The organism is Sphingobium sp., assembly GCF_035511395.1.
Lineage (GTDB): Bacteria > Pseudomonadota > Alphaproteobacteria > Sphingomonadales > Sphingomonadaceae > Sphingobium.
Genome location: NZ_DATKFP010000367.1, coordinates 1 through 8,507, shown reverse-complemented (window position 1 = coordinate 8,507; position 8,507 = coordinate 1). Strand labels below are relative to the sequence as shown.

At 62.2% G+C, this 8,507-nt stretch carries 9 protein-coding genes; all 9 read left to right on the top strand.

What is annotated here, in order from left to right; translation table 11 throughout:
* Positions 1-592: alpha/beta hydrolase (locus tag VMR39_RS25300; RefSeq protein ID WP_325420422.1), on the top strand; the 592-nt coding region annotated here is incomplete at its 5' end.
* Between the two features lie 2 nt (positions 593-594).
* The gene (locus tag VMR39_RS25295; RefSeq protein WP_325420420.1) at positions 595-1,785 is read left to right on the top strand and encodes a CoA transferase; all 1,191 of its coding nucleotides are present in this window, start codon (positions 595-597) and stop codon (positions 1,783-1,785) included.
* Positions 1,786-1,798: 13 nt separating this feature from the next.
* Complete coding sequence (locus tag VMR39_RS25290; protein WP_325420418.1) at positions 1,799-2,596, top strand: enoyl-CoA hydratase-related protein; 798 nt, start codon at positions 1,799-1,801, stop codon at positions 2,594-2,596.
* Between the two features lie 44 nt (positions 2,597-2,640).
* Positions 2,641-3,573: an aspartate/glutamate racemase family protein gene (locus VMR39_RS25285; protein ID WP_325420416.1), complete on the top strand. Its 933-nt coding sequence runs from the start codon at positions 2,641-2,643 to the stop codon at positions 3,571-3,573.
* A gap of 51 nt (positions 3,574-3,624) precedes the next feature.
* On the top strand, positions 3,625-4,413 hold the full coding sequence (locus tag VMR39_RS25280; protein ID WP_325420414.1) for an enoyl-CoA hydratase/isomerase family protein: 789 nt from the start codon (positions 3,625-3,627) through the stop codon (positions 4,411-4,413).
* 55 nt (positions 4,414-4,468) lie between these two features.
* Positions 4,469-6,100: a 3-(methylthio)propionyl-CoA ligase gene (locus VMR39_RS25275; protein ID WP_325420412.1), complete on the top strand. Its 1,632-nt coding sequence runs from the start codon at positions 4,469-4,471 to the stop codon at positions 6,098-6,100.
* A gap of 60 nt (positions 6,101-6,160) precedes the next feature.
* Entirely contained in the window at positions 6,161-7,054 is an 894-nt protein-coding gene (locus VMR39_RS25270) for an SMP-30/gluconolactonase/LRE family protein (RefSeq protein WP_325420410.1), read from the top strand.
* Positions 7,055-7,193: 139 nt separating this feature from the next.
* Positions 7,194-8,117: an SDR family NAD(P)-dependent oxidoreductase gene (locus VMR39_RS25265; RefSeq protein ID WP_414712595.1), complete on the top strand. Its 924-nt coding sequence runs from the start codon at positions 7,194-7,196 to the stop codon at positions 8,115-8,117.
* A gap of 2 nt (positions 8,118-8,119) precedes the next feature.
* On the top strand, positions 8,120-8,507 hold a 388-nt coding region (locus tag VMR39_RS25260; protein ID WP_325420406.1), incomplete at its 3' end, for a beta-ketoacyl synthase N-terminal-like domain-containing protein.

The following is an 8,507-nucleotide window of genomic DNA, read 5'->3' as shown; positions in this document are numbered from 1 at the left end:
CACCGACGATGTGATCGGCCTGCTGACCGAACTATCGATCACGGACGTGATCCTGAATGGCTGGTCACAGGGCGGCGCGGTCGCGGTAGAGGCCGCGCATCGGCTGGGCGCGGCCTGCAAGGGGCTGATCCTTAGTTGCGCGGCGTCCCCCTGCTACACCGACGCCGAAGGCTTTACATCGGGGATCACGGACGCGGACCTCGTCGGCATGGCCGCCTCTTTCAGGCGCGACAAGGTCGCGACTGCCCTCGGCGTCGCCACCGCCTGTTTCACGCCGAACCGGTCGGCCGAGGATATCGGCGCAGTGCTGCGGATGTTCCTCCAGACCGGGCCGATGGCGCTCCAAACGCTTGAAGATCTGGGACCGCTGGATCAGCGTGCGATCATGGCGTCGTTGCGGATGCCGGCGCTCATCATCGCTGGCGCGCAGGATACGGTCACCCCGGTCGTGCTGGCGCAGACCGCGCATGCGCTGATCGCCGGCAGTCGGCTGGTGATACTCGAAGCAAGCGCGCATGTGCCAATGGTTGAATCCTATGATGAATATCATAGCGAGATCTGCGCATTTCTGGCCGAAGTGGGGAGACGTTGACGATGACGACCTCTCAACCTGCTACGGGCATGCTCGAGGGTCTGCGGATCATCGATCTTTCGACCATCGTGTTCGGTCCTTATTGCACGCAGATGCTGGCGGACATGGGCGCGGAGGTCATCAAGATCGAAGCGCCGGACGGTGACTTCTTTCGCCAGAGTGGCAAGGCGAAGAATGCCCCCGACATGGGGCCAATCCATCTGACGCTTAACCGCGGCAAGAAGTCCGTAGTGCTCGACCTCAAGTCGCCCGAGGATCGCGCGACCCTGATTAAACTCATTCGGACGGCGGACGTCTTCATCCACAATGTCCGCAGCGCCGCGATCCGCAAGCTGGGCCTCGACTATGACACGCTGGTCAAAGAGGTCCCCGACATCATTTATGTGCATGGCGTTGGCTATTCTTCGGTCGGGCCTTATGCCGACCTGCCAGCCTATGATGACACCATCCAGGCGGGAAGCGGGCTAATCGATCTGTGCGCGCGCACGTCCGACCCCTATGACCCTAAGTTCGTGCCGACGATCGTGGCCGATAAGGTCAGCGGCCTCTACGCGGCGCAGGCGGTGCTCGCGGCCTATATCTACAGGTTGAAGGGCGGGAAGGGGCAATATGTCGAAGTCCCAATGTTCGAATGTTTCGTGCACTTTCTGCTGGAAGAACATCTGTTCGAACGCACCTGCGAGCCGCCGGTGGGGTCGCTCGGCTATCGTCGGATCATGGACAAGGCGCGGAAACCATTCCCCACGGCGGACGGCTATATCAGCATCCTGCCCTATACCGATCAGAATTGGCGCAACCTGTTTGACCTGCTGGGATGCCCGGAAGTGCTGACCGCCAATCCGGTGGAAGGATCGCTGCTGCGGGTCCAGCATGTCGGCGAATTCTACGCTGCCATTGCGCTGCGGACGCCGACGCGCACGACGGCGGAGTGGATGGATCTGCTGCGCGACATCAATGTGCCGGCGATGCCGGTGCGCAAGGTGGACGAGTTGCTTGAGGACCCGCAACTCATTGCCAGTGGCTTTTTCAAGCGCGTCGAGCATCCCTCGGAGGGCCCGTATCTCCAGATGCAGCCGCCCATTCGGTTCGGCGCAGGGGCCGCGCCGATCGGCCATGCCCCCCGGCTGGGCGAACATACCCAAAGCGTTCTAGCCGAGCTGGCATCGGGCGCCTCCGCTCTCAAATCGGTATGAGCCGGAGATCGACATGATGGAACTGCACAATATTGAATTTGAGCGCCGCGACGGGGTCGGCATCCTGACCCTGAACCGGCCGGAGGTGCTGAACAGCATCTCCCGCGAGATGCAGGATGAGATCCGGGCGGTCCTGGCCGAAGTCGACAACTCGCCGGAATGTCGTGCGCTGGTCATCACCGGGGCGGGGCGCGGCTTTTCCGCCGGTGCGGACCTGTCGAAGATCGACATGACGCCAGACGAAGGACTGCTGGATCGGATCGATCCCGGCAAGCTGCTGAGCGAGGCGTACAACCCTACGGTGCGTTTGCTCGACAAGCTGCGTGTTCCCACCATCGCGGCGGTGAATGGCGTGGCTGCCGGCGCGGGGGCCTCGCTTGCTCTGCAATGCGACATGATCATCGCGCACAGCAAGGCGTCCTTCATCCAGTCCTTCGCCAAGATCGGGATGATCCCCGATGCCGGCGCCAGCTGGACCCTCGTGAACAAGATCGGCTACGCCCGTGCCATGGGCCTGTGCATGACAGGCATGCGGCTGGATGCCGCGAAGGCGAAGGAGTGGGGCCTGGTCTGGGAGGTCAGTGACACCTGCCTGGAGGACGCCATCGCGCTGGCGAGCGAACTGGCCGTAATGCCGACCCTGGCGCTCGTCGCCTTGCGCAAGCTGCTAAGCTTGGGCTGCCATCAGGACATCCATCAGCAGCTGGATATCGAGACGCGCACTCAGTCGGAATTGGGAAAATCTCCCGATTTCATCGAGGGCGTAACTGCATTCATGGAGAAAAGACCCGCTGTCTTCACCGGTCGATAAGCCGGGCGGGGTTCATCAAAGGGCAATTTGTAAGGAGTGACGGGATGTCGGAGCAGATCGAAAATCACGCCAAAATCCTCTGGATTTCGGACACGACGCCTGAGCAGATGGCGAAGGACCCGGATGAGCGCAAGCTGATATATGACAATATGCTGGCCCACGTCCGCAATGTCGCCCGGCCGGCCACGCAGGTGGACGTCAATTTTGTAAAGGACAATGCCGGCACGGCATTTTCTCCCTGGATGCGCTATCCTCGCGCGCTGTTGGCCGTCGAGGTGCTGGAGCGCGTTCGGCGGGCCGAGCAGGATGGCTATGACGCGGCTTTTCCAGGCATGTGCTTTGGCGAATTCTTTCTGGAGGACGCGCGGCAGACGGTAGACATGCCCGTGGTCGGCGCTGCGGAATCGACGATGGCGCTCGCCCAGTTGTTGGGCAAGAAATTCGCGGTCGTCACGGTCGGTGCGCGCTTTCAGCATGTGATCGAGGACCGGATTCGCGCGCATCGCTGGGAAAGCCGGGCGATCACCCATAGGCCTGTGCGCTATTTTACGCCCGAACTGACCAAAATGATGGTCGACGCCTACAACGGTCGGCCCGAACGGCTGATCGAGGAATTCGACCGGGAGGCGCGGGAATGCATCAAGGACGGTGCGGACGTCGTGATCTGCGGATGCAATCCCTATGGCGCCGCCCTGGCTCACGTCGGCTACAATGAAGTGTCCGGCACGGGCATCCCCGTAGTCACCGCCCTCTCGGCGATGGTCAAGCAGGCGGAGATGCTGGTCGATCTGCGGCGAAGTCTCGGCATCGTCAAATCCGGCGCGCTGATCGGACCCTATATGACCACGCCGCCGGAAGTGATGGACGACCTCACCGCGCGCGGCATCCCCGCGACGCCGTCCGCCGACGCCGAACAGCGGCTCTATTCGGCCCGGCGGCAGGGCTGGTCCGGGCCGGCGGTCGATCATGCGGCCTGATGCCGACATTAGGGTTTGTCCCCACGCATCTGACACGAGAGAGAGGCCTGCATGTCGCTAGTCTTGCATACCAGCCATGACGGCATTCATACGATTACCCTCAATTCGCCGCAGACGCTGAACGCGATGTCATATGAGCTGATGGGCGAATTGCTGGCGGCACTCAAGGAGGTCGACGCCACGCTGGACGCCCGGGCCATCATCCTGACAGGCAATGGCCGGGGCTTCTCGTCCGGCGCGGAACTGGGCGCGATGGACACGCGCATGGCCGAGGAAGGCTTCGGGGCCGGGGTGGCCACCTTCATGCACACGGTTTGTTCGCCGGTGGTGGAACAGATTAGGGCGTCGCGGTTGCCGGTTATCGGCGCGGTGAACGGACCAGCGGTCGGCGGCGGCTTCGGCCTCGCCATTTCCTGCCATATCGTAGTGGCTGGCCGTTCGGCCTATTTCAGCCTGCCGTTCGTGCCCATGCTGGGCCTCCTGCCCGACATGGGTGCGACATGGTTCCTGCCGCGCTTCATCGGCCAAGCACGCACGCTCTCGATGTGCCTGCTTGGCGAGCGCCTGCCCGCCGAAGAGGCGGTTCAGATCGGCCTCATCCAAAAGGTTTGTGACGACGCCGCTCTGCTGGATGAGGCGCAAGCGCTGGCGGCGAAGGTCGCCAAAATCCCAGAGTCCGCGTTCCGGGAGCTTAACGCGTCGCTGAAAGCCGCCGAGCGCAATTCGCTGAGCGAACAACTGGCGCTTGAGGCCGACCGGCAGGGCGTGCTGATCGAGGAACCTGTTTTCCGGCAAGCGGTGGCAGCCTTCCTGGAAGCGCGCGCGAACCGTGCAAAGTGACGCGATGCGAGCGGGAACCAGCCTTTTCATCATGATCAACAAGGACCGATAAGCTTTGCTTCACGGACTCATGCAGGATCGGCCGCTGCTGATCTCCGACATACTGGATTTTGCCGAACGCCATCATGGCGACACCGCCGTCATTTCGCGGCGGGTCGAGGGAGGTATCCATCGATCGTCCTACGCCGCCTGCGCGGCCCGCGCGCGCCAGGTAGCCAATGCGGTCGAAGCGGAACGGCTCGCCATGTCCGATCGCGTAGGGACGCTGGCCTGGAACGGCTATCGCCACGTCGAACTCTATTTCGGAGTCGCCGGGTCGGGGCGGGTGCTGCACACGATCAATCCCCGGCTCCACCCCGACCAAGTCGCCTGGATCGTCAATCATGCCGACGATCGCATAATATGTTTCGACCTGAGCTTCCTCGACCTGATCGGGCAAATCCGCGATCGATGCCCCGGGGTCAAAAAATGGGTGGTGCTGTGCGGGCCGGAACGCCTGTCGGACGAGGATCGAGCATCGGGGCTTGTCAGCTATGAGGAGTGGCTCGCCGCCCAGCCCATCGAGTATCGATGGCCGGTCCTGGACGAACATAGCGCGTCGGCGCTCTGCTACACCAGCGGAACGACCGGCGACCCTAAGGCGGTACTGTACAGCCACCGTTCGACCGTACTGCACGCCTATGCCATCGCCCTGCCAGACGCGATGGCCTTTTCGGCGCGCGACACCCTGCTGCCGTTGGTGCCGATGTTCCATGTCAATGCTTGGGGCATCCCTTATGCCGCTGCACTGACCGGAGCAAAACTAGTACTGCCCGGCCCTCAGCTCAACGGCGCGTCGGTCTACGAATTGATCGCGGCTGAGGGCGTGACCTTCGTGGCGGGCGTGCCCACGGTGCTTCAGACGCTGATCGCGCATGTCGAGGCCGGGCGTCTGGGCTTCGGCAGCCTGAACCGCGTCGTGATCGGCGGCGCGGCCTGCCCCCCAGCGATGCTGCGCGAGCTACGCGAGAATCATGGCCTTGAGGCGATCCATTCCTGGGGCATGACTGAGATGAGCCCGCTCGGCACCCTTTGCACGATGAAAGCCAAGCATAACGACCTGTCCGCCGACCAGCAATTGCCACTCCGGGCGAAGCAGGGGCGGGCGATCTTCGGCGTGGACATGAAAATCATGGATGACACGGGCACAGACCTGCCCTGGGACGGTGTCAGCCAGGGCCATTTGATGGTCCGCGGGCACTGGGTGGTGAGCAGCTATTTCGGCGCGGGCGGCGACAAGCCGGTGGTCGATGCGGACGGCTGGTTCGCGACCGGCGACGTCGCGACGATCGATGCGGACGGCTTCATGCAGATCACCGATCGCAGCAAGGACGTTATCAAGTCGGGCGGCGAATGGATCAGTTCGATCGAGATCGAAAATGTGGCGATGGCACATCCTGATGTGGCGATGGCAGCCTGCATCGGCATCCCGCATCCCAAATGGGACGAGCGGCCGATCCTGGTGGTGGTGCCCAGGCCGGGCGCAAGCGTGGATCGCGCCGCGCTGCTCGCTTCCTACCAAGGAAAGATCGCCAAGTGGCAGATACCCGACGATGTGGTTGTGGTCGATTCAATTCCGCTGGGCGCGACCGGTAAGATGCTGAAAATTCGACTTCGCGAACAACTGCAGGATTATCAGCTGCCTTAGCGACGGCATCAGGACTGCCACGCGCGTCCTGTCTGCACAAAATTCGGAATGGAGGTCATTTTGCGTATCGAAAGGCTGGGAGACATACGGACCACGCTCGGCGAGGGACCTTATTGGGACACCGTCGACCAGCGGCTGTTCTTCGTCGACATTAAGGGGCGGCGCATCTGGCGCTTCGATCCGGCCACGGCGGACTTTCGCGGTTGGGATACGCCGGTCGAGCCATCGGCGATCAGCCGCGTCGCAGGCGGCGGACTGGTGGCGGTGTTGGGAGACGGCTTCTATGCGTTCGATCCCGACGGCGGCAGGTTCGCACCGATCGCCATGGTCGATACGCTGAACGGCGCTGTGCAGATCAACGACGCGAAGGTCGACCGGCAGGGGCGGTTCGTCGGGGGAGGCGCGGCCAAGTCACGGGAGCCGATCGCGCCGCTCTACAGTTTCGACGGGCAGACCGTGACGACGATCGACGTCGGTTTCACCATCTGCAACGGACCCTGCTGGAGCGTGGACGGCGGGACATTTTATATCGCCGACACCATCCCCAACAAGCTCTATGCCTATGATTATGACGCGCAGACCGGAGTGGTCGCCAACAAGCGGCTGTTGGCCGACTGCTCGGACATCGGCGGCTTTGCCGACGGGGCGACGGTGGACGCGGCGGGACGCATCTGGATGGCCTTTTGCGGGCAGGGCAAGATCGCTTGCTTCAATCCTGACGGCTCGATCGACCGCATCCTCCACACCGAGGTCCAATGGGTGTCCAGCGTCCAGTTCGGCGGTCCCAATCTCGACCGGCTCTATGTAACCAGTTTTGACCCGGCGGCGGCGGTGGGACGTCCTCCCGACGACAATAGCGGCTACCTGTACGTCATCGACGGCTTGGGCGCAACCGGCCTTGCCGAACCGTTGGGACTGTCACCTTCTTGCTCGGCGATCCGCCCGGCATCCTGAGAATCTACTAGCAAGAAAACGGTACTATCGTTCAAATAACGTTGACTCTGGCCGTACGGCGTTTTAGTCAGCCAATAGTAAATTAGCCTGCGATGGACGCCCGATAGGCGGCCCGCGCGGCGACTATATAGGGAGGTTAATTATGATTGATCTTGGCGGCCGGGTTGCGATCGTTACTGGCGCCGGCGGCGGACTAGGGCGCGAACATGCGCTCCTACTCGCTCGCCGTGGGGCAAAGGTCGTGGTCAACGATCTGGGAAGTGCGACCGACGGCACGGGTGGATCTTTGTCGGCCGCCGAAAAAGTGGTATCGGAAATTAAATCAGCTGGTGGAGAAGCCGTAGCAAATGGCGCGTCAGTAACGGATTTTGAGCAGGTTGAAGCGATGGTCGCGCAAGCAGTCGATCAATGGGGCCGAGTTGACATATTGGTCAACAATGCCGGTATCCTGCGCGATCGCACGTTCGCAAAAATGGACATAGCCGATTTTCGCGCGGTCATCGATGTTCACCTGATGGGCGCGGTGCATTGCACGAAAGCGGTTTGGGAGATGATGCGAGCGCAAGCCTATGGCCGCATCGTGATGACGACCTCGTCTTCCGGGCTGTACGGTAATTTCGGTCAGTCTAACTATGGGGCGGCGAAGCTGGCGCTCGTCGGGCTGATGCAGACCTTGGGCCTGGAGGGCGAAAAATATAATGTTCGCGTTAACTGTCTAGCGCCTACTGCGGCCACGCGGATGTTGGAAGGCTTGCTTCCGCAGCCGATGCTCGACGCGCTCTCGCCGGTTCGAGTTAGTCCGGCCGTGCTGGCGCTCGTTGGCGAAGACGCGCCCAACCGTAAGATCATCTGCGCTGGCGGCGGCAGTTTCGAGGAAGCTAATATCACACTGACTCGCGGTGTCTTCATTGGTGACGCGGATGATGCAGGCGAGCAGCTGCTGGCGCGCCGGAATGAGCTAGGCGACCGTGATGGGGAAATTGTGCCGGCTCGTGGTTCGGTGCAGGGCGAAGTCGAGTTGCGCAACGCCGGCTTCCAGCTTGCAGAAGTGGCAGAGGCGTGAGTATGCGCGACGCTGTCATCGTCTCCACGGCACGTACGCCGATCGCGAAGGCTTATCGCGGTGCGTTCAACATTACCCCCGCGCCAACGATCGCTTCCCATGCAATCATCGCCGCAGTCGAACGCGCGGGCTTGGACCCGGCGGAGGTTGATGACGTCCTGATGGGGGCATCGTTGCAGCAGGGGCATCAATCGACGATCGGCCGCACGGCCGGCCTGCGCGCCGGCTTGCCACACAGTGTGTCGGGCATGTCGATCGATCGACAGTGTTCATCAGGCCTGATGACTATCGCCACGGCATCCAAGCAAATCGTCATGGATCGGATGGACGTCATCGTCGCTGGTGGGGTGGAGTCCATCTCGCTGGTTCAGACGTCCGAACTGCGGGTGA

Excerpts from the sequence above, each read along its gene's own strand:
- VMR39_RS25295 (WP_325420420.1), top strand. The coding sequence starts at position 595 with ATGACGACCTCTCAACCTGCTACGGGCATGCTCGAGGGTCTGCGGATC.
- VMR39_RS25290 (WP_325420418.1), top strand. The coding sequence starts at position 1,799 with ATGATGGAACTGCACAATATTGAATTTGAGCGCCGCGACGGGGTCGGC.
- VMR39_RS25285 (WP_325420416.1), top strand. The coding sequence starts at position 2,641 with ATGTCGGAGCAGATCGAAAATCACGCCAAAATCCTCTGGATTTCGGAC.
- VMR39_RS25280 (WP_325420414.1), top strand. The coding sequence starts at position 3,625 with ATGTCGCTAGTCTTGCATACCAGCCATGACGGCATTCATACGATTACC.